The organism is Euzebyales bacterium (genome assembly GCA_036374135.1).
GTDB lineage: Bacteria > Actinomycetota > Nitriliruptoria > Euzebyales > JAHELV01 > JAHELV01.
In genome coordinates this window covers 13,515-36,855 of the sequence record DASUUK010000069.1, presented here as the reverse complement: position 1 = coordinate 36,855, position 23,341 = coordinate 13,515, and the positions used below count along the sequence as shown (strand labels likewise).

Annotated in this window: 20 protein-coding genes; 10 read left to right on the top strand and 10 right to left on the bottom strand. The window is 72.0% G+C overall.

Translation table 11 applies throughout. The annotated features are described in order from the left end of the window. Positions 1 to 82 precede the first annotated feature (82 nt). Genes VFZ70_12055 through VFZ70_12045 form a run of 3 tightly spaced genes read left to right on the top strand, consistent with a single transcriptional unit; the run spans position 83 to position 3,406 of the window. Entirely contained in the window at positions 83 to 1,216 is a 1,134-nt protein-coding gene (locus tag VFZ70_12055; protein HEX6256530.1) for a M20/M25/M40 family metallo-hydrolase, read from the top strand. Further along, a complete protein-coding gene (locus VFZ70_12050) occupies positions 1,213 to 2,277 on the top strand; it encodes a pyridoxal-phosphate dependent enzyme (GenBank protein ID HEX6256529.1) in 1,065 nt (354 codons plus the stop codon). The genes VFZ70_12055 and VFZ70_12050 overlap by 4 nt, the downstream gene beginning before the upstream one ends. Before the next feature lie 16 nt (positions 2,278 to 2,293). Beyond that, a complete protein-coding gene (locus VFZ70_12045) occupies positions 2,294 to 3,406 on the top strand; it encodes a helix-turn-helix transcriptional regulator (GenBank protein ID HEX6256528.1) in 1,113 nt (370 codons plus the stop codon). Between the two features lie 304 nt (positions 3,407 to 3,710). Here the strand turns inward: VFZ70_12045 and VFZ70_12040 are convergent, their stop codons facing one another. The 3 genes from VFZ70_12040 to VFZ70_12030 are packed head-to-tail and all read right to left on the bottom strand — an operon-like array spanning position 3,711 to position 5,699. Further along, positions 3,711 to 4,496: a cupredoxin domain-containing protein gene (locus tag VFZ70_12040; protein HEX6256527.1), complete on the bottom strand. Its 786-nt coding sequence runs from the start codon at positions 4,494 to 4,496 to the stop codon at positions 3,711 to 3,713. A gap of 31 nt (positions 4,497 to 4,527) precedes the next feature. Further along, positions 4,528 to 4,959 (bottom strand): ester cyclase, encoded by a 432-nt coding sequence (locus VFZ70_12035; GenBank protein ID HEX6256526.1) that lies wholly within the window; start codon positions 4,957 to 4,959, stop codon positions 4,528 to 4,530. Positions 4,960 to 4,985: 26 nt separating this feature from the next. Beyond that, the gene (locus VFZ70_12030) at positions 4,986 to 5,699 is read right to left on the bottom strand and encodes a hypothetical protein (GenBank protein HEX6256525.1); all 714 of its coding nucleotides are present in this window, start codon (positions 5,697 to 5,699) and stop codon (positions 4,986 to 4,988) included. A gap of 153 nt (positions 5,700 to 5,852) precedes the next feature. Between VFZ70_12030 and VFZ70_12025 the strand changes: the two genes are divergently transcribed. Continuing rightward, the gene (locus tag VFZ70_12025; GenBank protein ID HEX6256524.1) at positions 5,853 to 8,522 is read left to right on the top strand and encodes an AAA family ATPase; all 2,670 of its coding nucleotides are present in this window, start codon (positions 5,853 to 5,855) and stop codon (positions 8,520 to 8,522) included. 328 nt (positions 8,523 to 8,850) lie between these two features. On the opposite strand, the gene VFZ70_12020 is transcribed toward VFZ70_12025, so the two are convergent. Continuing rightward, the gene (locus VFZ70_12020; protein ID HEX6256523.1) at positions 8,851 to 9,219 is read right to left on the bottom strand and encodes a DUF3995 domain-containing protein; all 369 of its coding nucleotides are present in this window, start codon (positions 9,217 to 9,219) and stop codon (positions 8,851 to 8,853) included. Next, a complete protein-coding gene (locus VFZ70_12015) occupies positions 9,185 to 9,682 on the bottom strand; it encodes a MarR family transcriptional regulator (protein HEX6256522.1) in 498 nt (165 codons plus the stop codon). Before VFZ70_12015 ends, VFZ70_12020 begins: the two co-directional genes overlap by 35 nt. A 129-nt stretch (positions 9,683 to 9,811) precedes the next feature. On the opposite strand from VFZ70_12015, the gene VFZ70_12010 reads away from it, so the two are divergent. The 5 genes from VFZ70_12010 to VFZ70_11990 all read left to right on the top strand — a co-directional run bounded on the left by VFZ70_12010 (position 9,812) and on the right by VFZ70_11990 (position 16,145). Next, positions 9,812 to 11,029: an NAD(P)/FAD-dependent oxidoreductase gene (locus VFZ70_12010; GenBank protein ID HEX6256521.1), complete on the top strand. Its 1,218-nt coding sequence runs from the start codon at positions 9,812 to 9,814 to the stop codon at positions 11,027 to 11,029. A gap of 119 nt (positions 11,030 to 11,148) precedes the next feature. Next, positions 11,149 to 11,640 carry a pyridoxamine 5'-phosphate oxidase family protein gene (locus tag VFZ70_12005; protein ID HEX6256520.1) on the top strand — a complete coding sequence of 164 codons (492 nt, stop codon included), beginning with the start codon at positions 11,149 to 11,151 and terminating at the stop codon, positions 11,638 to 11,640. Between the two features lie 59 nt (positions 11,641 to 11,699). Next, positions 11,700 to 12,551: an isocitrate lyase/phosphoenolpyruvate mutase family protein gene (locus VFZ70_12000; protein HEX6256519.1), complete on the top strand. Its 852-nt coding sequence runs from the start codon at positions 11,700 to 11,702 to the stop codon at positions 12,549 to 12,551. A gap of 144 nt (positions 12,552 to 12,695) precedes the next feature. Next, complete coding sequence (locus VFZ70_11995) at positions 12,696 to 15,110, top strand: phosphatase PAP2 family protein (protein ID HEX6256518.1); 2,415 nt, start codon at positions 12,696 to 12,698, stop codon at positions 15,108 to 15,110. Between the two features lie 207 nt (positions 15,111 to 15,317). Continuing rightward, entirely contained in the window at positions 15,318 to 16,145 is an 828-nt protein-coding gene (locus VFZ70_11990) for a CPBP family intramembrane glutamic endopeptidase (protein HEX6256517.1), read from the top strand. A gap of 526 nt (positions 16,146 to 16,671) precedes the next feature. Here VFZ70_11990 and VFZ70_11985 read toward each other — a convergent pair. Together VFZ70_11985 and VFZ70_11980 are read right to left on the bottom strand one after the other, a co-directional pair. Continuing rightward, a complete protein-coding gene (locus tag VFZ70_11985; protein ID HEX6256516.1) occupies positions 16,672 to 17,556 on the bottom strand; it encodes a TIGR03619 family F420-dependent LLM class oxidoreductase in 885 nt (294 codons plus the stop codon). Continuing rightward, positions 17,556 to 18,050 (bottom strand): nucleoside deaminase, encoded by a 495-nt coding sequence (locus VFZ70_11980; GenBank protein HEX6256515.1) that lies wholly within the window; start codon positions 18,048 to 18,050, stop codon positions 17,556 to 17,558. The genes VFZ70_11985 and VFZ70_11980 overlap by 1 nt, the downstream gene beginning before the upstream one ends. Before the next feature lie 522 nt (positions 18,051 to 18,572). Between VFZ70_11980 and VFZ70_11975 the strand changes: the two genes are divergently transcribed. Next, positions 18,573 to 19,136 carry a CGNR zinc finger domain-containing protein gene (locus VFZ70_11975; GenBank protein HEX6256514.1) on the top strand — a complete coding sequence of 188 codons (564 nt, stop codon included), beginning with the start codon at positions 18,573 to 18,575 and terminating at the stop codon, positions 19,134 to 19,136. Between the two features lie 187 nt (positions 19,137 to 19,323). Here VFZ70_11975 and VFZ70_11970 read toward each other — a convergent pair whose 3' ends face one another. From VFZ70_11970 to VFZ70_11960, 3 genes are all read right to left on the bottom strand, one after another. After that, a complete protein-coding gene (locus VFZ70_11970; protein HEX6256513.1) occupies positions 19,324 to 20,754 on the bottom strand; it encodes an aldehyde dehydrogenase family protein in 1,431 nt (476 codons plus the stop codon). A 97-nt stretch (positions 20,755 to 20,851) separates the two neighbouring features. Continuing rightward, positions 20,852 to 21,736: an amidohydrolase family protein gene (locus VFZ70_11965; GenBank protein ID HEX6256512.1), complete on the bottom strand. Its 885-nt coding sequence runs from the start codon at positions 21,734 to 21,736 to the stop codon at positions 20,852 to 20,854. 9 nt (positions 21,737 to 21,745) lie between these two features. Further along, positions 21,746 to 23,278, bottom strand: a complete 1,533-nt coding sequence (locus tag VFZ70_11960) for a benzoate-CoA ligase family protein (protein ID HEX6256511.1) — start codon at positions 23,276 to 23,278, stop codon at positions 21,746 to 21,748. Positions 23,279 to 23,341 lie beyond the last annotated feature (63 nt).

Below are 23,341 nucleotides of genomic sequence, written 5' to 3'. Positions count from 1 at the left end.
GGGTGACGCTCGCCGCAGCAGGGGCGGCGCCGCACGCCGGGGCGACGGTTGCGCACCCGGTCGCCGGCCCGATACTGACGTCATGCCACACGCCGCCGTCGGTCTGCTCCGGGACCTCGTCGCGATCGACTCGGTCAACCCGTCGCTCGTACCGGGCGCGGCCGGCGAACGCGAGATCGCACGGTTCGTGGACCGGTGGGCCAGGGATGCGGGGCTCGCCACGCAGATCGTGGAGACGACCCCGGGACGCCCCAGCGTGATCGTCCGGGGCGGGACGGCGGGCGGCGGACCGACGCTGCTCCTGTGCGGGCATCTCGACACGGTGGGCGTGCGCGGCATGACCGATCCACACGAGCCGCGTGTGGACGGCGATCGCATGCACGGTCGCGGCGCCTACGACATGAAGGGCGGGCTCGCAGCAGCCCTGATCTCCTGTCGCGACGCGACCCTGGCGGGGATCGCCGGGGAGGTGGTCGTCGCGGCCGTCGCTGACGAGGAGCACGCCAGCCTCGGCGTCCGGGCGGTGCTCACCCACGTCTCGGCCGATGCGGCGGTCGTGACCGAGCCGACCGAGCTGACGGTCGCGGTCGCGCACAAGGGCTTTGTCTGGACGCAGATCGACGTGACGGGCAGTGCGGCGCACGGTTCGCGACCGCACCTGGGTGTCGATGCGATCCTGAAGACCGGCCCGGTCATCGTCGGCCTGTCCGATCTCGACGCGCGCCTGCGCGCCGACGAGCATCCGTTGCTCGGGTCGGGCTCGCTGCACGCCTCGCTGATCGACGGCGGTCTGGGGGAGTCGACGATCCCCGACCGCTGCACACTGACCGTCGAACGCCGCACGCTGCCGGGCGAGACCGGCGCAGACGTCGAACGTGACATCGAGGACCTGCTCGGACGGTGTCGTGACGCCGATCCCGATCTGCGCGCGCAGCAACGCACCACGCTCGTGCGCGACCCGTTCGAGGTGCCGCCCACCGAGCCGATCGTCGGCGTCGTCCGGGACGCCGCGACAGCGGTGATGGGCCGCCCGCCGAAGGTCGGCGGCGTCAGCTACTGGAGCGATGCGGCGTTCATCGCGGCGGCGGAGATCCCGACCGTGTTGTTCGGGCCCGCAGGTGACGGGGCGCACGCCGCAGTCGAGTGGGTCAGCATCGAGGCGACCGCGGCGTGCGCCGACGTGCTGACCGCCGCGGCGCGCGCGTTCTGCCGGTGACCACCACCGCCCGCTGCGTCGTCAACATGCGCCTGCGGCCCGCCGACGTGCCGGCGCCGGCCGGTCCCGACGTGCAACGGTTCCACGCGGGCATGGGCGGCTACCGGCCCACGCCACTGCGCGCCGTCGACGGTGTGGACATCAAGGACGAGTCGGACCGGTTCGGCCTGCCCGCGTTCAAGTTCCTCGGCGCCTCCTGGGCCATCGAACAGCTCGTCCGCAACGATCCGTCCATCTCTGCGTTGGTCACGGCGAGCGCGGGCAACCACGGGCGCGCGGTCGGCCGGGCCGCAGCACTGCGCGAGCTGGACTGCCGGGTCCTGCTGCCACGCACGATCAGTGACCGGCGAGCCGAGCTCATCAGCGCCGAGGGCGCCGAGGTCATCCGTGTCGACGGCCGCTACGACGATGCGGTCGCCGCGGCCGAGGCGGAGGCGGCAGCGCCCGGCGTCGCGCTGGTGGCGGACACGGGCACGACCACGTCGGCGCACTGGGTCATCGACGGCTACAGCACGCTGTTCCGCGAGGCGTCCACCCAGGCGGTGGCGCCGCACGACCTGATCGTCGTCCCGATCGGGGTCGGATCGCTGGCGGCCGCCGCGATCCGCTTCGCAGCCCACGCCGGACCGCCGGCGACCGTCGTCGGCGTCGAACCCGTGACGGCGGCATGCGTCGGCGCGTCACTCATGGCGGGCCGCGCCGTCACGATCGACACCCCCGGCACGAGCATGACCGGCATGGACTGCGCCACACCGTCGGCTGCTGCATGGCCCACCCTGCGCAGCGGGCTCGCCGGGATCGTCACCGTCAGCGACGAGGAGACCTGGCAGGCGATGCGGGACCTCGCGGACCGCGGCGTGACGGCCGGTGAGTGCGGCGCAGCGACCGTGGCCGCACTGCGCGCACTGCGCGACGATCCACGGTGCGCGCCCCTGCGCACGGCGGCCGGGCTCTCGCCGCGGACGCGGGTGCTGTGCGTGAGCACGGAGGGCGCCACTGACCCGGAGGCGTACGCGCGCATCGTCGGATCGCGACGGAGGTCACCATCGGGCGGCGGCTGACCGCCCGGGTGTCCTCGTGGTCGGCGCGACGTTGACCCTGCTCGCCGAGGTCAACTTCCACGGCGGCGACTCCGCCGAGGCGCTGCGGCTGCTGACCGAGGCGGTGGACCACGCCGACGACCCACGGACCGTCGCCGCCATCGAGCTCGTCATCGGCTACACCTACGCCAACGCATGGGAGCACGAAGCGTCGGCGGCGCACGCGGCCCGCGGTCTCGAGCTGGTCGAGGCGTCCGGCGACCGCCCTCTCATCGCGCAGGCGCTCGCCGCGACGGTCATGTACCGGTTCCTGTGCGGCGGCGGCGTCGACTGGACGACGCTCGAACGGTCGCTGAAGCTCGAGGACGCCGACGCCGTCGTGGCACTGGAGGCCCGGCCGGCCGTCATCGCAGCGCTCCTCCAGCTCTACGTGGGCGACCACGACCTGGCGCGTGACGGTCTGCGCACCATCGCGCAGCGAGCAGCTGACCGCGGCGACGAGAGTGCCGCATGCGAGCCGCTCACGACGGCCATCGAGGAGGGTGGTCTTGCCGAGCCGGTGCCCGCATTCTTCCTCCCGGACGCCCTCGAGGCGTTGATCGCACTGGGCGAGCTCGGTCGCGCCGACGTGCTCACGACCGCGCTCGAGCAGCGCGCACACGCGCTGGACCGTACGTGGGCGCTCGCGACGGGCGGGCGCTGCCGCGCGCTGCTGCACGCCGCCCGTGGCGACCTCGATGCCGCCCGCACCGCCGCGGACAGAGCCGCCGCGGCACACGAGCGCATCGACATGCCGTTCGAGCGCGCGAGGACGCAGCTGGTCACGGGTGTGATCCAGCGCCGCTGTCGTCAGCGCGCGCTGGCGCGGTCGTCGTTCGAGGAGGCGCTGAAGACGTTCGAACGACTGGGCACCCCGCTGTGGGCGGATCAGGCCCGTCAGCAACTCGACCGGGTCGGCACACGGCAGTCGTCGGGCACGCAGCTCACGGCAACGGAGCAACGCGTCGCCGAGCTCGCCGGGAGCGGCCTGACCAACCGCGAGGTCGCCTCGACACTGTTCATCAGCCCGAAGACGGTCGAGGCGAACCTGTCCCGCGTCTGCGTCGCGGTCACACGTGACCAGTCGTCGAGCGCGGCGCCACAGTGGTGACCGCGCGTCGGCGACGCCGCGACTTGATGCGCTCAGGTCGGCTCCGTCGTCACCTTCGCGCCGTAGCCGTCCCGTACGCGCGGCCAAGGACGAGTCTGGTCGCGCCACACAGCTGCTGATGATGGGGCTGGGCGGTCAAGGAGTCGTTCCGACGGATCGATCCGGTCGACGCGCGTGCCGCCGCGATCCACCGCCCACGCCACACCGACCATCGCGAACGGACGACCATTGACGGGTGGTACACCCGACCCGATCGGCACCGGGCGAGTTCGTCCACGTACGTGGATGGCCCGGGCCGATCCGGTCAGCGCACGGTGAGTTCGCCGGCCATGTCCGGCGCGTGGGGGATGCAGTAGAAGCGGTAGGTGCCGGGATCGGCGGGGAACGTGACCCGCTGGGTGGTGCCGGGCGGCACGTTGAGGTCCACGCCGAGCTCGTCGACGGTGAACGTGTGACGAGTCGCATCGTCGTTGGTGACGGTCACCGCGACGGTCCCGGCACCCGCCGTGACGCTGGGGGCGTCGAACCGGAAGTCGGCCGTGGTCAGCTCGATGTCACCGGGCTGCGCGGTGACGCTGTCGACGCGGCCGGCAGCGATGATCGAGACGGCGGTCGCGGCCACGAGGATGACGACGGCGGCCACGGCGACGAGCATGGCGGAGCGCGTGGTCGGTCGGCCAGGGTTCCTGGCCTCCCGGAAGGCGGGCACCGCTGCGACGCCGCCGACAAGTGTCGCCACGGCGAACAGCGTCAGGGGCAGGAAGTCGCCGGGGGTCTCGGGATGGGCCAGCGCGTCGGCGAGGAATGGCGCGCTGGACAGCAGCTCGGCGAGCAGCACGACACCGAGCACCACGATGCCGGCCCGCCGCCACCGCCACACCACGAGCAGTCCGACCACGATCGGGACGGCCATCGCCAGGAAGAACGCCTCGATGCTGCCGGCGATGATCATGGCGATCACGAACGACGCGATCGTGGCCCAGCCCGCCGCGACGAGCAGGCTTAGCCATCCGACGCGTGGCTGCCTGCTCGGCGCCGGCGCGACCGGGTCGGTGCGGGTGGGCTGACTGCTGGGGCTGGTGGTGGTCATGGCGGTGTCCTTCCTGGGGTGGTGTGGGCGCCTACGCCGCCGAATCCGCGCGCAGTGCGCCGAGTTGCTGGAGCAGGCGGTGGGTGTCTACGGCTGCCCAGTGCTCGGTGATCCGGCCGTCGTCGCAGACCCGGTTGACGTCGATGAGCTCGAAGGCGACCCGTCGGCCGGTGGGGGCGACGCCGAGGAACTCGCCGGTGTGGGTGCCGCGGACGGTGCTGCGGGTGACGACCCGGTCGGCCTCGACGATCTGGTCCTCGACGATCAGGTACAGGTCGGGAAACGCCCGGCGCAGGACTGTGACCCGGTCTTTCAGGGCCGCCAGGCCGGTGCGCTCCGGCGGTGTCGAGCTGTGGTCGCCGTCGTCGTGCGCGATGAGCTCGTCGACGACGGCCAGGTCACCCTGGGTGAACACTTCCTCGGCGAGACGGCGGGCCTGGCGCTTCATCTGCTCCGGTGACATCGGCGGCTCCTGGGCGTGGTGGGCCGTCACGGCACGGGCGTGTGCGTCGGGACGTTGCGCCGTCGCGCCGTCGTCACAGAGGACTGACCGCCGGTCGGCGGCCCCACGACAGACCGGTGCGGAATGGCGCACCCGAGCGCCAGCACCGCGAGGAACGACCAGAAGTACAGCGCGACCCAGGCGCCGCGGGATGTCGTCACGGCCAGCTCGGGACCGCCGAACCCAGTGACCGTCAGTATCCAGATCGGGATCGGCGTGAGTGCGATCAGACCGCAGACGATCCGTCCCCACAGCCGACCGCGACCCGACAGCGCGTAGCCGCCTGCCATGCCGAACAGTGGCATGCCGATCGCGCCGCCACCGAGCCCGTCGGCGAGGAATTCCTCCAAGCCTGCCATCGGGCCACCGGGCGCGGTCACCAGCCCGTGCACCAGCACCCCGGCGAACAGCAACGGCGCGGTGGCGAGCCACCGCCAACCCCGCCGGCCACCGGTGCGTCGCAGGTGCTCGGCCCAGCCCAACAGCGCACCGGCGAGCACGCCGGGCGCCAGGATCCACACGAACGTGCCGACCCATTCGACACCCGAGGCGGTGCCCGCGATCTCTGCCATGAACCCCCGCAGTCCCGTAGCCCACGCCAGGCCACACACCCCACCGACAGCGGCCAACGACACGGGGTGGATCGACTGCGGAGCACGCTCGCGCCCCTGACCATCGGTTGACGTCGTCGACATCATCATCGACCTCCACCGGCAGTGCCCGGACCGCCGGACCGCAGCGTGCGCCAGGGATGCGACGGTGCGCCACGACGAGGACTCCCCGTTCGCTGGACGTTTGCGTAGACTCCGACGGTGGACGTCAGCGCGGGTTGGGATCAGCCCCCGTTCGGAGCGATGCTCAAGCGCCTCCGACTCGCGGCTGGCATGACCCAGGAGGCGCTCGCCGAGAGCGCGCGCCTGAGCGCCAAGGCGGTCAGTGACCTCGAACGCGACCCCACGCGTCGACCACGGCTGACGACCGTTGCACTGCTCACGGACGCCCTGGGGCTGTCGACCGGGGACCGCGCCGCGCTGATCGCGGCCGCACGCCCCGACGATCTGCCGCCGGCCCACGCGCCCACGGCATCGCATCAGCGGCTACTGCGCCCCCTGACCCCGCTGCTGGGCCGGGCCGGTGTCACCGCGGCCATCGCCGAGCTGCTCCAACGCGGCGACACGCAGCTGCTGACGCTGACCGGACCCGGCGGTGTCGGCAAGACCCGTGTCGCGATCGATGTCGCGCGACGCGTGCGCGACGCGTGCGCCGATGGGGTGGTGTTCGTCGACCTCACGCCGCTGCGCGACCCTGCGCTGGTGCTGCGCAGGATCGCCGCCGGCATCGGCAGCGACGACCGCGCCGCCACCGCGCTGCACGACCGCATCGTCGCGGCGCTGCACGACCGGCGTGTGCTGGTGGTGCTCGACAACTTCGAGCATCTGCTGCCCGCTGCGACGGATGTGGTCGCGGTGCTCGAGGCATGTCCAGACCTGGTCGTGCTCGCCACCAGCCGCGTGTCGCTGCGCGTGCGCGCCGGACGCGATTACGCGATCGCGCCGTTGGCGCTGCCCGAGCGGTCCGACCCGGCCGAGGTGTTGGCCGGGTCGCCGGCGGTGGCGTTGTTCGTCGACCGCGCCCGCGCTGCGGGCGTGGACCTGCCGCCCGATGCGGACGGCATGCGGGTCGTGGCCGACATCTGCCGGCAGCTCGACGGCCTGCCACTGGCGCTGGAGCTGGCTGCCGCTCGCACGCGGGTGCTGCCGCCCACGGCACTGCGTGCGCGCCTCGACCGACGCCTGGCCGTGCTCATCGACGGCCCACGCGACCTGCCGGCGCGGCAGCGGACGCTGCGTGACGCCATCGCCTGGAGCCACGACCTGCTGGCCTCACCAGAACAGACGGTCCTTCGACGGTTGAGCGTGTTCGCCGGCGGCTGCACGATCGACGCCGCGGACGAGGTCTGCGGACACGGCGACGCCGACGTCGCCTCGGTGCTCGGCGAAGTGGCGGCCCTGACCGACAGCAACCTGGTCCGCGTGCAGGTGCCGGCCGATGGCGACACGCGGCCGCGTGTGATGCTGCTCGAGACGATCCGCGAGTTCGGGATCGAACAGCTGGTGGACCACGACGAGCTCGACGTCATCCGCCAGCGCCACGCCGACCACTACGTCGCGGTCGTCGAGGCCGTCACCGCACGCCTTGCGGGGCCCGACGCACCCGCGGCGGCGGCCCGGCTGGACGCCGAACGCGACAACCTGCGCGCCGCGCTGGCGTGGCTGTGCGACCGCGCGGACGCAGCGGCGGCGGTGCGGCTGGTCGGGTGCCTGTGGCCGTACTGGTTCCAGCGCGGCCACCTCACCGAGGGACGGCGATGGCTGCGCGACGCGCTGGATCTGCCGGGAGCCGACGCCGTCGCCGCGCCCCTGCGACTGGCCGCTCTGGTCGGCAGCCCCCGCCTGGCGATGGACCAGGCCGATGACGACGCCGCGCAGGCCGCGTGCGCAGCCGCCGTCGCGCTGGCCCGCGCCCACGGCGATTCCCACCAGCTCGTCGCCGCCCTCAACGTCCGCGGTCAGGTTGCGCAGCTGCGCGACCGCTACGCCGACTCGGTCCGCGACTACGACGAGGCCCGCGCGCTCGCGCACGCCGCCGAGGACGGGTCCGGCGAAGCCGAAGCGCTGCGCGGCCTCGCAGCGGCCGCGATGTTCACCGGCGACGGGGCCCGTGCGCGCGACCTCGCTGACGACAGCCTCACGGTCGCGCGAACCACAGGCGACGACCGCCTTGTCGCCCAGTCCCTGTCGTTCCTCGCGTGGCAGGCGACCAACACCGGCGATCACGACAGGGCCGAGGCCCTGGCGACCGAGAGCCTTGACCGCTGGCAACGACTCGGCGACACCGGCGAGGTCGCCGAGCTGCACTTCCAACTCGCCAACACCGCGATGTTCCGCGGCGACCATCACCGCGCCGACCAGTCGTTTGGCGAGGCCCTGGCGTTGCACCGACAGCGCGGTGACGTGCTCCACCTGTCGCGGGACCTTTCGGGCGTAGGAGCTGCCGCGCTCAACCTCGGCGACCTCGACCGCGCGCGGGCGGTGACCAGCGAGAGCCTCGAGCTCGCCAGACAGTACGACGACCGCTGGGGCCAAGCGATGTCATTGACGATCCTGGGGCACATCGAACTGGCCATCGGCGACGACGGGCATGCGCTGCAGCTGCTCGCCGAGGCTGCGGGCCACTTCGACGCCATCGGCAACCTGCTCTACATGCCGTGGTGCCTCGAGGGCCTGGCCGGCGTCGCGGCCGCCCGCGGCGACCCGACGTTCGCCGCCGAGCTCGACGGCGCCCGCGAGACCGTCGCCGCACAGGTCGGCGTCGCCATACCTCCCATCCACCCAGACGGCTACACCCGGACCCTGCGCGCGGTCCGGACCGCGCTCACACCCGAGGCGCTCGAGGACACACGCACCTCTGGCCGGACGCGACCGGTGCGACAGACCATCGAACGCGCGACCACCGACCTGTGACGCACGTTCGCTCCTCGTTGATGCGCGGGCGCCTGCCGATTCGAGCACCACGCTGCGGAAAGGCCCGATGGGTGGATCCGTCCGCGGTTGCGGAACCGAGTCCGATCTGGCCAAGGCAGCACCGGCCGCAACGACACCGACGGACGCGACTTCTTCGACGACGTCGACACTCATCGGATGAGACCCATCTGATTTCCGCCTACAGCGGCATCACAGATCAGCATCCGTCGTTGCGGTCGTCGCCGGGCGCCGCCGCGGCGCATCACCGTGTGGTCGGGACACCGCGGCAGTGGCGGCATCGTCAGACATGCCCATCACGTCCTACGGCTCACCGGCGATCGGTGCGCGTTCGTCGCGCGGTGAACCACAACGCCACGCCCCAGACGATGAACCACGGACGCCACAGCAGCGCGTGCCATGCCAGCGCGCGTGGATCGGTGACGGCACCGAACACGCCGGCCAGTGCAAGCAGCCCGGCGACGGTCAATCCGACGCCGTACGCCGCAAGCAGTCCGCCCGCGACGAGCCCCGACCACCGCACGAGCAACGACGCGCCACCCGATGCCAGGACGACCGCGACCGCCACGAGCGCGACCTTGGCGGCGACGACGACGGCGCCGACGAGCAGCGACCTTACACGATAGTCGTCGTCGATCAGGTCGTCACGTCGAGTTCCCGATCGACGTGTCGCCTTCATCGTCAGGCCTCGTCGGTGCGGGCGACGCCTCCGGTCGATCGGCGAGCACGTCGGCGAGGAACGCGGCGACGACTCGGAGATCGTCGTGGGAACGGCGGGCGAGCACCTGGTCGAGCCGCTCGGCCTGCTCTGCATAGTGGGGACCCAACCGCGCCGCCAGGCCGGCCTCGTCAGCGGACACGATGACCCGCCGGCGGTCCTCCGGATCGCGGCGGCGGACGGCGAGACCGGCGTGCTCCAACCGGTCGAGCACCCCAGTGGTCGAGCCACTCGTCAGCCCCGTCCGGGCGCTCAACTCGCCGGCGGTCATCGGTCCGTGCGCGCGCAGCAGCGTCAGGAACTGCGCATCGCTGGGTCCGAGGCCCTCGCGCTGCGCAACGGCGTGGTTGAACAGAACAGCGTCCGCGATGAAGCGGACCACCGACGATCGGATCTCGCCACGCAACGCCTCGCTCGTCGTCACATCGACTCCTGCGGTTGAACATCTCGTCTGAACGAGATACTATTTATCTCGTCCAAGCGAGATAACTCCTGAGATCGTCCATCGGCGCTGACGCTACCGCCGTCGGCGTTGCCGAACGTCGGAGGCACCATGCCCACAGCTCTGCTGATCGGCGCCGGCGTCGCCGGTCCCGTCGCGGCGATGGCCCTGCAACGCGCCGGAATCGACGCCGAAGTCTTCGAAGCCCACCCGCGGACCGCTGAGGACGTCGGAACGTTTCTGACACTGCAGACCAACGGCATGGACGCCCTGCGCGCGATCGACGCGCATGACGCGGTCGCCGGGATCGGCTTTCCCACGCCGATCATGCGGTTCACGAGCGGCCCCGGACGTGCGTTGGGAGCGCTGCCAACCGGCCGCGCACTCGACGACGGCACGGTGAGCCACACCGTCCGGCGGGCCGACCTGTACTCGGCGCTGCGAGACGAGGCGCTGCGCCGCGGCGTCGTGATCCATCACAGCCACCGACTGGTCCACGCACACGAGCGCGACGGCCGCGTGCGCGCCGCGTTCGCGAACGGCGCACGCGTCGACGCCGACCTGCTGGTCGGATGCGACGGCGTCCGCTCACGGGTGCGCGCCATCATCAACCCCGTCGGGGCCGGCGCCCGCCGTCTGCCCCTGCTCAACCTCGGGGGGTACGCCGAGCACGTCGTGCCCGATGCACGTGTCGGCGACTACCACATGGTGTTCGGACGACGCGGGTTCTTCGGCTACGTCGTCGCGCCCGACGCCACGACGTGGTGGTTCGCGAACCCACGAAGCCCGGCGAACGCCGAGGAGCAAAGCATCGCGGCGACGACCGATGCACAGTGGCGCAGACGGCTGCGGGACCTGTACGCGGACGACCGCTCACCGGCGATCGACCTCATCGACGCCACCCGGCACCCGCTGCGCGGCCACAGCACCTGGGACCTGCCGTCCGTGGGCCGCTGGCGCACCGACACCATGATCGTCATCGGCGACGCCGCGCACGCCGCGTCACCGTCGTCCGGACAGGGCGCGTCGATGGCCATCGAGGACGCGGTGCAACTCGCCCGCTGCGTCCGCGATCTGCCGGGCATCCCCGACGCGCTCGCCGCCTACGAACAGCTGCGACGGACCCGTGTCGAGCGGGTCGTCACTGCCGGCGCCCGCACCAGCAACGACAAGGTCGCGGGACCCGTCGCGCGGGTCCTGCGCGACACGTTCATGCCCCTGTTCATCCGGCGCGTGGCCGGCCGCGGTCGCCTCTCACTCGATTGGATCCACACGCACCACATCGACTGGGACGATCCCGTGGGCGCCACCCCCGCCGGCCAGCGCTGACCACCCCTCCGCGTCGTCGCGCCGAAGCCCGTGGCGCCACCGGTCACGTGCACAGCCGACCGACCAGCGCACCACGGCACTGCACAAAGGCACCTCTCGGTCAGGTAGTGTGCCGTTGCATGGTCACCTGGAACGACTTCGCCGCCGAGGCGCCCCGGATCGCGGATGTGTTCGTCCGTCGCCATGCCGCCGCCGGCAACCTGTGCCTGCTCGCCACGCTGCGGTCCGACGGGTATCCCCGGATCAGTCCGATGGAGCCACGCCTCTTCGAGGACCACCTGGTGCTCGTGGGCATGCCCGGCACCACGAAGTTCCGCGACCTCGGTCGCGACCCGCGGTTCTGCCTGCACACGGCCACCGTCGACCCCTACGTGAGCGACGGCGACGCCAAGCTGTGGGGCGAAGCCACACACGTGCCGGACGACGACCTCCACCAGCGGTTCGCGGCGGATCTGTACGAGCAGACAGGGATGGACCTGCGGGGGCAGACGTTCGATCCGTTCCACGTCGCCGAGCTCACGGGAGCGTCATCGGTGGCGATCGAGGACGACCAGTTGCTGATCACCGTCTGGCGGCCGGGCGAGGGCGAGCAGGTCGTGCGCAAGACCTGACAGGGTGACGCGGGCGTACCGCGGCGCCCGGACCGGTGCCCCGTACACAGGAGACAGCGATGCCGCTGGAGGCCAACGACCCCGAAGCGCTGCGCCGCCGCTTCGCGCGGTTGCATGACGAGGGCCTGTTCGTGATGCCCAACGCCTGGGACGTCGGATCGGCGCGGGTGCTCGCCTCGCTCGGCTTCGCCGCGATCGCCACGACGAGCTCCGGCCATGCGGCGTCGCTCGGCCGCGCTGACCAGCTCGTCACCCTCGACGAGCTCGTCGACCACGCGACCGCGCTCGCCACCGCGGTCGACATCCCGGTCAGCATCGATGCCGAGCGGTGCTACGCGGACCGGCCGCAGGCCATCGCGGCGAACGTGAGCCGCCTCGCAGAGACCGGCGCTGCAGGTCTGTCCATCGAGGACTACGACCCCCGCCATGGCATCGACCCGTTGACGACCGCCACGGCGCGGGTGGCCGTCGCGGCCGCCGCCGCTCACGACCACGGCATGGTGCTGACCGCACGCGCCGAGAACCACCTCTACGGCCGCGACGACCTCGACGACACCATCCGGCGCCTGCTCGCCTACCGGGACGCGGGCGCCGACGTGCTCTACGCGCCGGGCCTCGACGACATCGATCGGATCGCACGGGTCGTCGAGGAGACCGGCGGCGCCGTCAACGTCCTGCTGCTGAGCTCGGGTCCGTCTGTCCCAGAGCTCGAAGCCGTTGGCGTGCGGCGCGTCTCGACAGGAGGAGCGCTCGCCTTCGCCGCCTACGGGGCACTGGCGGCCGCCGCACGCGCGTTGCGGGCCGAGGGCACCGCGGCGTACTCGAGGGCGGCCCTGTCGGCCGCTGATCGCCGGGCCGCGCTGACGTTGGCGCCACCTACCCGGGACGGAAGGGGACGCGCGGACACCTGACGCACCGCGTGCAGAGCGCCGCTCGGCGGCCGCGGTCCACCGGCGCGATGACGGCGGCCGCAACGCGACCGCGGACGCGTCATGTATGTCGTGGCCACGGCAGGCGATGATGCTGCCATCGCGATGATCGGACGGGTTGGGTCCATGAGTGGCGTGGTCGATGCCGATGAGGGGACCGCAGAGGGACAGGCGGTTGACGTGGCGATGGAGCGGGTCGAGGCGACCGACCGCGAGCATGTGCGTGACCGGACCGACATCGTGCGCACCGTGTGCGGCGCCGCGATCGGGCTCGCGGGCACCTGGCTGGCGCGGCGACCGGAGGTCGGCATCTTCGAGATCGACCTGTTCCGCCTGCCCAACCATGTCACGGGCGTGGTGCTGCCGATCGTCTATGTCGTCATGCAGGCCGGTCAGTTCCTGGCGGTCCCCGCCTCGGCCGCGGTGGCATGGTTCACGGGGCGGCGGCGGCTCGCGTTCGACCTGGCGATCGTCGGCGTCGGCGCATGGCTGGCGATGCAGGGGTTCAAGCTGCTCATCGAGCGGGGCCGGCCAGCCGAGCTGCTGGCGGACGTCATCGTCCGTGGTTCGCCCCAGGCGGGGCTCGGCTTCCCGTCGGGCCACTCCGGGGTTGCGGCGGCCCTGGCGACCGTCGCCGGTCCGTGGCTGCCCCGGCGGTGGCGGCGTGTGACGTGGGTCGTCGTGGCCGTTGTCGGGTTCTCGCGCCTGTACATCGGTGCGCATCTGCCCTACGACGTCGTCGCCGGCGCAGCGCTGGGATGGATGACCGGCGCGGCGGTGCTGTTCGTGCGCGGCGCACCGCGCCACCGGCCCGATGCCGCATTCGTCAGCGACGCGTTGACGTCGCTCGGGTTCCACGTCTCGACGTGCGTCCCGCTGCGCTCCCGTGGGCGCCGGACGACGCCGTTCGCGGTGACGGTCGCTGACGGAGAGCCGTTGTTCGTGCGCATCGCCGGCGTGCAGCAGCGTGACGCCGATCTCCTGGCGCGGTTGTGGCGGTGGATCGTGCGCGACGATCCGGAGGACGCCGACCCCCTGACCACGCCCGGCCACGCGACCGACCACGAGGCGACGGCGACGCTGCTGGCTGCGCGGGCGGGCATCCGTGTACCGAGCGTCGTCGGTGCAACGGTGACGCCGGACGGCTCCGGTGTGCTGGTCGAGGCGTTCATCGATGGCACCGCCGCTGACCGCCTCCCACCCGGCTCGGTAGACGATCGCATGCTGCGCGTGATGTGGGGCCAGCTCAGGGACCTGCATGCGCGCCGGATCGCGCACGGCGATCTGGGACCGGGCAACTGGATCGTCGCCGACGACGGGGCGGTGACGCTCACCGGCCTGCGCTACGCGACCGTCGGCGCGGGTGACGCCGCGCTTCGACGTGACGTTGCGGAGCTCCTGGCGGCCACCGCTGCCGTGGCGGGCGCGCGGCGCGCCGTGGCCGCGGCAGTCGACGTGCTGGACGCCACGACCGTCGGCGGCGCGCTGGTGCAGCTGCAACCGCTCGCGCTGTCCGGGCCGATCCGACGTGCGCTGCGCGCCACGTGCGGGTTCGAGGCGCTCCGGACGGCGGTCGTCGAGGCCACCGCCGTGCCGGGACCGCCGTCCCTGGCCCCGGTCACGACCGATCGGCGCACCGTGATCGGCATCGCGATCGTCGGCATCACGGTGTTCGGATTCCTGCCACAGGTTGGTGCGTTCGACCGGACGCTGGCAGTGCTCACGACTCCCGAGTGGGCGTTCATCGCCGCCGCCGCCGCGCTGGCGGGCCTGCAGTACGTCGGCGGAGCCGTCGCGCTGCGGGCCGCGGCCCAGGTGCCATTGCCATTGGGATCGACGACGCTGACCCAGATCGCCGATCCGGCCGTCGAGGCGCTCGCCGACGCCCCGGCGCGGGAGGCCTCCACGCGCGCCCGGTTGACCGAGCGCGCGGGCGCCACGCGGGATGCCGCGAAGCGCACGGCAGACGTCGACCGCCTGGCCGGTCTGGTCGTGAACGTGGTCCTGCTCGCCGCCGCCGCCGTGCTCGCAGGATCCGAACTGACGCGCAACGTCCGTGACGTGCCGGCCGACGCGGCGCTGCTGGCGGTCCCGGTCCTCCCGGCGGTCGCCACGGGGCTGCTGCTGCGGGTGCCGCAGCGCCACCTGCGACGGTCGCTGCGCGCGCTACGGGCCTGGCGCGATCTGCGGCACGTGAGCACGGATCCGCTCCGCGCCGCACTGCTGTTCGGCGGACGCGCCACCCGGACGGCGACGGTGCTGCTCGTGTTGTTCATGTCGGTACGCGCGTTCTCGCCGATCGTCGGCTTCGGACGGATCGCTCTCGCCTGTCTGCTGGCGGCGGCCATCAGCGCGCTCGTGCCGACGCCGGCCGGCGTGGGTGTGGTCGATGCCACCCTCGTGCTCGGTCTGGTCGCCGTGGGAATCGCGGCGGCCCCCGCGGTCGCCGGTGTGCTCGCGCACCGACTGGTGACCTTCTGGCTGCCGCTGGCGCCAGGCATCCGCGCTGCGGGCCGCCTCCAACACGCCGGGGTGCTGTGACGCGGACAGGCCGGCCGCGCGGCAGGACGCGTCCGTGTCTGCCTCGGGTGCCGCCCCACTCGGGTCGAAGGCCGCCGCCGGCAGGGCCGCAGGTCCCTTGCCCCGCAGTGGACGCCCGCGACGCTGTGACGCATGCACGCGTCAGATGGTCGCAGCAGCGGGTCGGCACGCACGCCTGACAGGACGGGACCGCCACGCGATGTCGTGATGTACGTCGTGATCGCCTACGTGGTCACGTGGCTCGCGGTCGCTCCGTTGGCGGCGGCGGGTCTGGGTGCGACCGGCACGTCTCCACCGCTCTGGCTGCACGCATTCGGCGCGGCCGGGCCGGCCGTCGGCGCGGCCGTCGTGTTCTGGCGCACGGGCGGGCGGACCGCGGTGGCCGATCTGTGGCGAAGAACGACGGACGTGCGACGCATCCACGGTGTCTGGTGGCTGCTGGCACTCAGCCCGCTGGTGCTCGCCGTGGTGGTGCTGGCCGTCGTTGCGCCCTTCGGCGCCATCCGATCCCCCCGCGGCCCGGTGCTGCTCGCCGGCGTCGGTGTGTCACTTGCCTACGGCATCTTCGAGGAGATCGGCTGGCGGGGGTTCCTGCTTCCCCGGCTGCAGGACCGGCACACGGCGATCACCTCAGCGGGGTGGGTGTTCGTGGTGTGGGCGGGATGGCACGTGCCCATGTTCGCCTACCGCCTACCCGGCGGAGTTCTCGCGCTGGGCTGGCTGGTCGGGTTGTACTTCGGCAGCGTGTGGATGACCGTGCTGCACAACGGCACCGGCGGATCGGTGCTCGCGTGCGCCGTCTGGCACGTCGGCTACAACCTCGCGTCGACGAGCGGCGCGGAGCTGTCACCGTCGGTTCCGGCAGCCGTCACGACACTCGTCGTCGTCGGCACGCTGGTTGCCGTGCGGTGGACGGGCGTCACCGACCTGACGAGTGGGAGCAGGTTCACCATCGACGCGCACGGCCGCCCCGGTGCCTCCGCTGGCGGCGCCACCGACGCTCCCGCCCCGCCCGACGCGGCCAGGACCAGATGATCGGCGCCGCGATGTCACATCGCGGCGTGCTGATCCGAGGCCGACGCCGTGCACGCCGCGGTTCGTCGCCACCGTCCTGACGCGATCGTCCACGTCGCCACGGCGATGCCCGAGAAGGTCAACCCAGGCGCTCGGACGTCAGTTTCGCGCAGACCAACCGGCTCCGGACCGACGGCACCCGCAACCTGCTGTCGGCCGCGGCGCAGATCGGGATCGCGTTGCTGGTCGTGCTCGAATCGCTGTCCCCCGCCCAACGGACCGCGTTCGTGCTGCACGACGTGTTCGGGCTGCCGTTCACCACGATCGCCGATGCGGTGGGGCGCACCCCGGCGGCGTGCCGGCAGCTGGCTGCACGGGCACGCGCCCACATCGACCGGCGCGCACCACGGTTCGATCCCGACCCGGACCAGCACCGCCGGGTCGTATCGGCGTTCATCCACGCCACCGAGGGTCGTGACTTCGACGAGCTCGTGGCCGTGCTGGATCCGTCGACAGACGTCATGCCGTATGCACCGCGACGACCGCGTCAGCGATGGCGACGAGCATCCGCCAGTCCTCGGCGGACTCGCCGGTCACGGGGATCATCCGGGTTGGTGTCGAGGATGATCTGGGTTGCGCCGAGCTCGACGAGCGCATCGACGTCGGCACGGATCTGCGCGAGGCTGCCGACCCCGATCGGACGGTCGACGGCGTCCAGATCACCCACGGTCCGCCGCGCGCGGATGCGCGGAGCGAACGCGGGCATGGGACGGCCGAGCTCCGCGGCGGCCGCCCTGAGCGCGGGCAGCCCTGTCGCGCGGAGCCATGCGAGATCGGCGTTCACCGGATGCCATGCGTCACCGAAGCGCGCGGCTCGCCGGATGGCGGCCGGACTGGCACCGCCGACCCACACCGGCGGATGCGGCGATGCGACGGGACGTGGTCCGGTGCACACGTGGTCGTAGGTGACGGTCGGACCGTCGTGCGAGACGACGTCGTTGGTCCAGGCGTCGATGATCGCGGCCAGGTACTCGTCGGTGATCCGACCGCGATCGCGGAAGGACACTCCCAGCGCCCGGTACTCGAGTCGCGACCAGCCCACGCCGACACCCAGCACGAACCGACCGCCGGTGAAGCGGTCGATGTTGGCCGCCGCGCGGGCGGTCAGCAGCGGATGCCGGTACGGCAGGATCGTCACGGTCGTGCCCAGCCGCAGTCGCGTGGTGAGGCCGCCCAGCCATGCCAGGGTCGTGAACGGGTCGTAGAACGGCGACGGGTACTGCGCGACGACATCGGTGGTGGGGGCGACGTGATCGGAGAGCATCGCGAGCGCGAAGCCGTGCTCCTCGGCGAAGCGGACCCAACCGCGCAGGATCGCGGGCGTGGTCGTGGACCGAAGTTCGGGACATTGACACCCAGCTCGAGCATCGATCAGTCCCCGTCGAGGTAGCGGCGAAACGGCGCGTCGGCATCGTCGACGGCGGCGTGGACGACCCGTCCCGGGTCGATCAGGCGCAGCTGTCGCTGGAGCTCTGTCAGGACATGCAGGTCTGCCGTCCCCACGTCGTCGTCGAACAGGGGGACATCCTCTTTCGTGGCGGCGTACACGATGCGGTCGATCCCCGCCGCCACGGCGACAGCGTGGCACAACGCGCATGGCTCGCAGCTGGAAACCAGCATCGCACCCGACAACGACGTGGAGGCGATCCCCCGGCACGCGGCACGGATCGCCGCGATCTCCGCGTGCGCGGTCGGATCGTGATCGGCCAGCTCCGTGTTGACGCCCGTGGCGAGCACGATGCCATCGAGCACGACCATCGCCCCGAAGGGCAGCTGTCCGCGGGTGGCGTTGTCCACGGCCAACGCGATGACCCGTCGCAGCAGTGCACGATCGGCGTCGGCCCGCGCCGCGACGTCCGTCAGCACGGTCCTGCGGCCCCGTGGACCACTGCTGTGCGCGACCCTGCACCGGGCGCCGCCGGACCGGCGACCGCCGAGCCGGCAGCCACCAGCCACCCGCCCACGCGCACGCGCCATGCCGGCACGCCGCGGCGTGCCCTTCCAACGCGACGTGCGCTGGCGATCCTCCGCTGCCGCGCCGCCTCGCGTCGACGCTCGGCGAGCGTGACCTCCACCACGTCGTTCATCATCGACTGTTGCATCGTCGCCCCTCCATGTAACGGTCATAAGCCCTTTGGATCATTACACCATACCCGGCACGCCGTAAGCTGTCAAACACATTATGAGCATTACGCCCGACGGTGCCCCCACGACCCGGCGGATCATCGCCCGGTGGTCGACCCCAATCGGACCGTCGGGTGCACGATAGGGGCGGTCAGTGTCCGCTGGCGCCCTCCGAAGGGATGCGGCCGCATTGCCGCAGGAGCGTGTAACTGTCATAATCAGCTTAGACAGTTACGGTCTCACGCCGTCGAGGTCCACGTCCGCATGAAGTACGAGCACTACAGCGACCCGTCCGTCGGCATCGCCGTCGACCTGATCAACGCGTTCGGGACCGCACCGCGGGCGGCGGCCGGCCGCGGCGACGAGCCGGTCGGCGACCCCGCCGAGTTCCTCCGCGGTCACGGGCTCGACGACACCGGCGTCACCTCTGCCGATGGGGGCGCTGTGCGGCACCTCGCAGACCAGTTGCACACGATCTTCACGACCGACGACGACGCAGCGGCCGTAGAGGTCATCAACCGTGTGCTCGTCGAGGCGGGTGCGCGCCCCCGGGTCAGCGGCCACGACGGATACGACTGGCACGTCCACTACGACGCAGCGGGGGCGGCGCCGCTCGATCAACTGGCCGTGACGGCCGCCATGGGCCTTGCCGCGGCGCTGTGCACCGGAGGGACCGACCGCTTCGGACGGTGTGACGGCATCGCCTGCCGTGACGCGTACGTCGACGCCTCGCGCAACAACAGGCGCCGCTTCTGCAGCGACGGCTGCGCCAACCGGGCGCACGTCACCGCGCACCGCGCGCGGCGACGCAAGGACGCCCCGCAATGACCCACCGCTGCGATGAGATCGGACAAGCGTCATGACCCCGCCGGGCACGACCTGGCTGCGACTGACCGGAGGCCCCGGCGCCAAGGAGGCGATCGCCCCCGACGTCGCCGACCTCGTCACCGTGGCCACCACCCCCGCCTGAGAGGGGCAGGCGCGGGTCGCAGCCGCCGGTCGGACGCGGCGACGGTCAGGTGCGGATGACCACCGACTTCTGGTCGGTGTAATAGCTCAGCGCCTCGGTGCCGTGCTCCTTGCCGTATCCGCTCTGCTTGACGCCGCCGAACGGCAACTCGTCGTACACCTTGGTCGCGGCGTTGATCCAGGTGTAGCCGGCCTCGATGCGCTCGGCGGCCGTCATCGCGGCGGCCAGGTCGGTCGTCCACACCGACGAGCCCAGGCCGAACGGCGAGGCATTGGCGCGCTCGATCGCTTCGTCGAGGCCCGAAACCGGCCACACGGGCAGCACGGGACCGAAGGTCTCCTCGGTCGCCACCCGGGACCCGTGCGACGGCCGGTACACGATAGTGGGCTCGTGGAACCAGCCGTCGGCGTACTCCTCACCGTCCGGACGCCCACCCCCGGCCAGCACCTCCCCGCCGGAGGCCACCGCGTCGGCGAGCTGCGCCGAGATCAGGTCACGCCCCTCAGCCGAGTGCATCGGGCCGATCTGCGTGCCCTTCGTGGTCCCCGCGCCCAGCACGAGCTTGGCGGCCTTGCGTGCGAGCCCTTCCGCGACGCGGTCCGCGACGGCCTCGTCGACGTAGACGCGCTTGATCGCCAGGCACGCCTGACCGCAGTTGAAGAACCGCCCCATCGACGCGGCGCTGATCGCGGCGTCGACGTCGGCATCGGCGCAGATGATCAACGGATCAGATCCGCCGAGCTCCAGCGTCACACGCTTCAGCTCGTCCGCGGCGGTCGCCATGATGCTCCTGCCGACGGGGGTCGACCCGGTGAACGCGATCTTGCGCACGCCCGGATGGGCCACCAGCGCGGCGCCGGTCACCTCGCCGGTGCCGGTCACCACGTTGAGCACGCCGTCCGGCAGACCGGCCTCGCGCGCCAGCGCAGCCAGCCGCAGGGTGACCAGCGGCGTCGTCTCGTCGGGCTTGGCCACGACCGTGTTGCCGGTGACCATCGCGGGACCCAGCTTGTTGGCCAGCAGCGTGGTCGGGAAGTTCCAAGGCACGATCGCGCCGACCACACCGAGTGGCCGGTGCAGCACCATCCCGCGCGTGCCCGGATCGAGGTCTGTGACGGCGCTGCCGCGGATGGCCAGCGCCAACCCGGCGTAGTGGCGCAGCGTCTCGGCGCACCGGTGCAGCTCCAGACGCGACTCCCGCAGCGGCTTGCCCTGCTCGGCGGTCAGCACCGGAGCGAGCTCGTCGGTGTGCGCGTCGACCGCGTCGGCGAACGCTGCGACCAACCGACCCCGGCGACTGGCGGGCATCGCCGCCCACCCGACCGCGGCCCGCACCGCCGCCACCACCGCGCGGTCGACCCCGTCGGGCCGACTCTCGGCGATCGTGTCGATGGTGCGCCCGGTCGCGGGGTCGACCACCGCGATCTCGTCACCCGGCTGCGCCGTCGGCGCTCCGGCGATGAAGGCGTGCTGCACAGCGGGTCCTGTCGGAGACGGCACGGGCGACAAGATCAGACTAACCGGTCAGTCAGACGCGTCAAGCGCTCCACCCGGTCCACCAGATCCGGACGCGTCAGACCGGCAGACGCGCCGTGAGCCCCGGTGTGCTGTCAAGCCTGTAGACGTCGACCGCGTTGCGCCAGAGCACACGCTCGAGCACATCGCGCGGCAGCCCGAGCTCAGCCACCGCCTTCGCGTTCTCGCGCAGGCCCGGTATCGCCGGGAAGTCGGTGCCGAAGATGCACCGCGGCGCCAGGCGCTCGAACCCCACCGACCGGTAGTAGTCGGGCAGCCGGTGAGGTGGCAGCCCGGACAGCTCGATCCACACGTGCGCGTACGTCAGCGCCATCCAGGCCGCCTGGTCGTAGAACCACCCACGTCCGCCGTGCGCCAGCACGACGTCGAGTTCCGGGAAGTCGCGGACCACCTGCAGCAGCGGCGTGGGATCGGCGCGCGCGTTCGCCGCACCGGCGAAGTTGCTCGTGCCGCAGTGGATCACAACAGGCAGGCCGGCGTCCTGACAGCGGGCGTACGCGGGGTACAGGTCCGCCCGGTCGACCGCGTGGTCGCCGTGGACCGGGTGCAGCTTGAGCGCCACCGCGCCGAGCGCCAGCTGACGATCCAGCTCGGCCTCGGGTGGGAAGTGCAGGTGCGGGTTGATCGCGGCGATGAGCCCGATCCGGTCGGGCGCCGCGTCGCGCAGCGGGACCATGTCCTCGATGGTCTGCAGGCCCGTGACCCGCGGGCTGTACTCGGCCATCAGCAGTGCGACGTCGATGCCGTGGTCGTCGAGGTGCCCGACGTACCCGGCGGGGTCGACCGTCCCGTCGGGGCGGTAGATCTCGTCGCGCCGCAGACCGGTGACGCCGGGCGGCGCCCACCGCTCCCACGGCATCTTCAGGGAGGCGACCGGTACGACGTGCTGGTGGACGTCGATGACCGGGATGTCGTCGAGCACGGGGTGGACCTAGGCGTCGGCGCGAAGCTTGAAGCGCTGCACCTTCCCGGTGGCCGTCCGTGGCAGGTCGTCGACGTACACGACCTCGTGCGGGTACTGGTAGCGCAGCAGCTCGGCCTTGCACCAGTCCTGCAGCCGCAGCGTCAGCTGGGCGTCCCCGTCATGTCCCGCGGCGAGGATCACATGGGCGACGACCGACGTGAGCCCGTCGTGGGGCACACCGACGACCGCTGCCTCCTGCACGGCCTCGTGCTCGATCAGCCGGTTCTCGATCTCGATCGGGCTGACCCACAGGCCCTTGACCTTCATCATGTCGTCGGCACGGCCCTCGTACCAGTACACATCGTCGGCGTCCCGCCGGTAGCGGTCGCCGGAGAAGAACCACCGGCCCTGCAGCGAACGGCGGGTCTTCGCGTCGTTGTGCCAGTAGTACGCCAGCGCGCTGCCGCCGCTGACCCACAGCTCACCCTCGCCTTCGCCCTCCATGACACCCGCGCCGTCGGGATCACGCAGCTGCAGCTCGTAGCCGGGCACCGGCGTGCCCGACGATCCGGGTCGCACCTCGCCGGCGCGGTTGGAGCAGTAGATGTGGAGCATCTCGGTGGAGCCGACGCCGTCGAGGACCTCGGTGCCCGTGCGTTCGTGCCACTGCCGCCAGACCTCGGCGGGCAGCGCCTCGGCGGCCGACACGCCCAGCCGCAGGCTCGACAGGTCGCGCGTGCCGCACTCGGGATGCGCGAGCATGGCGTTGTACAGCGCCGGCACGCTGAACAGCACCGACGGCCGGTGTGCCTCGATGATCTGCAATGCCCGGTCCGGGGCCGGCCGGCCGGTCATCTGCACCGCCGTCGCCCCGACCCACAGCGGGAACGACAGGCCGTTGCCCAGACCATATGCATGGAACAACTTGGTGGTCGAGAAGACCCGGTCGTCGGCGGACAGGCCGAGCACGGCGACCGCATAGCGATCGCAGGTCACAGCGACATCGTGCTGCATGTGGACGACGCCCTTGGGGCGGCCCGTCGACCCGGAGGAGTACAGCCAGAACGCCGGATCGTCCGGATGGCTGTCGACCGGGTCGACATGGTCGGGGCCGTCCGCGATCCACACGTCCACAGATTCGTCAGGGTCGACGTCGTCGCCGCCGCCGATCAGCAACGGCACGCCGAGGCGGTCGGTCTCGGGCGCGACCTTGCCGAGGAACGCCGCGTCGGCGACCACCATGACGGCGTAGGAGTCGTCCATCACGTAGGCGAAGTCCGAACGGCGGGCCAGGAAGTTGAGCGGCACCGGGACGGCGCCCGCGCGGATCGCGCCAAGGAACGCCGCATGGAACCGCGGCGTGTCGTCCATGATCAGCACGACCCGCTGCTCACGGGCGACGCCGCGGTCGCGCAGTCGCGCTGCGAACCGCGACGCCAGCGCGTGGACCTCGGCGAACGTGACCTCGTCGCCGTCTCCGGTGATCAGCGCCGGCTTGTCGCCACGCCCCGCCTCCAGGTTGCGGTCGGTGAGCAGGCTGATGTTGCGATGCGGATCCATGGCGGCCCTCCACCGTCCGCCGGCCCTCGCTGCATCACCAGCGGCCGGATGTCGCGTAGACTA

Coding starts and splice junctions, on each gene's coding strand:
- VFZ70_12055 (HEX6256530.1), top strand. CDS start 83: ATGCCACACGCCGCCGTCGGTCTGCTCCGGGACCTCGTCGCGATCGAC.
- VFZ70_12040 (HEX6256527.1), bottom strand. CDS start 4,496: ATGACCACCACCAGCCCCAGCAGTCAGCCCACCCGCACCGACCCGGTC.
- VFZ70_12035 (HEX6256526.1), bottom strand. CDS start 4,959: ATGTCACCGGAGCAGATGAAGCGCCAGGCCCGCCGTCTCGCCGAGGAA.
- VFZ70_12030 (HEX6256525.1), bottom strand. CDS start 5,699: ATGATGATGTCGACGACGTCAACCGATGGTCAGGGGCGCGAGCGTGCT.
- VFZ70_12025 (HEX6256524.1), top strand. CDS start 5,853: ATGCTCAAGCGCCTCCGACTCGCGGCTGGCATGACCCAGGAGGCGCTC.
- VFZ70_12020 (HEX6256523.1), bottom strand. CDS start 9,219: ATGAAGGCGACACGTCGATCGGGAACTCGACGTGACGACCTGATCGAC.
- VFZ70_12010 (HEX6256521.1), top strand. CDS start 9,812: ATGCCCACAGCTCTGCTGATCGGCGCCGGCGTCGCCGGTCCCGTCGCG.
- VFZ70_12005 (HEX6256520.1), top strand. CDS start 11,149: ATGGTCACCTGGAACGACTTCGCCGCCGAGGCGCCCCGGATCGCGGAT.
- VFZ70_12000 (HEX6256519.1), top strand. CDS start 11,700: ATGCCGCTGGAGGCCAACGACCCCGAAGCGCTGCGCCGCCGCTTCGCG.
- VFZ70_11995 (HEX6256518.1), top strand. CDS start 12,696: ATGAGTGGCGTGGTCGATGCCGATGAGGGGACCGCAGAGGGACAGGCG.
- VFZ70_11990 (HEX6256517.1), top strand. CDS start 15,318: ATGTACGTCGTGATCGCCTACGTGGTCACGTGGCTCGCGGTCGCTCCG.
- VFZ70_11975 (HEX6256514.1), top strand. CDS start 18,573: ATGAAGTACGAGCACTACAGCGACCCGTCCGTCGGCATCGCCGTCGAC.
- VFZ70_11960 (HEX6256511.1), bottom strand. CDS start 23,278: ATGGATCCGCATCGCAACATCAGCCTGCTCACCGACCGCAACCTGGAG.